Below are 362 nucleotides of genomic sequence, written 5' to 3' on the forward strand. Positions count from 1 at the left end.
TGTGTCCAGTACGGGCTCATTGACGATCATATGGTGGGTGACCCTCCGATCTGCGGGTTGGACGGTCGCAGGACGGTGAAGACATGCGCGGGCCTATGACCCGGTTTGAGGCGCACATAGTTGGCCCTGCCCCAGTGGTAGGTCTCGCCGGTGAGCTCGTCGCGCACCGGCACGGACTCGTGCCAGTCCAGGCCGAGTTGCGGCATGTCCAACGAGACCGTGGCCTCCTGGGTGTGGTGGGGGTCGAGGTTGGCGACCACGAGCACCGTGTTCGATCCGCTCCGCTTCGAGTAGGCGATCACCGCGTCCTGGTCGGCGTGGTGGAAGTGGATGTCCCGCAGCTGCCGCAGGGCGGGACTGTG

General features: G+C 65.7%; 1 protein-coding gene. It reads right to left on the reverse strand.

What is annotated here, in order from left to right; genetic code table 11:
- Positions 1 to 26 precede the first annotated feature (26 nt).
- Positions 27 to 362 (reverse strand): alpha-glucosidase C-terminal domain-containing protein (locus tag NX794_RS35840; protein WP_258783897.1); only part of this gene is annotated, 336 nt, incomplete at its 5' end.

Origin of the sequence: Streptomyces pyxinicus (assembly GCF_024753135.1) — a bacterium.
In the GTDB taxonomy this organism is placed as follows: domain Bacteria; phylum Actinomycetota; class Actinomycetes; order Streptomycetales; family Streptomycetaceae; genus Streptomyces; species Streptomyces pyxinicus.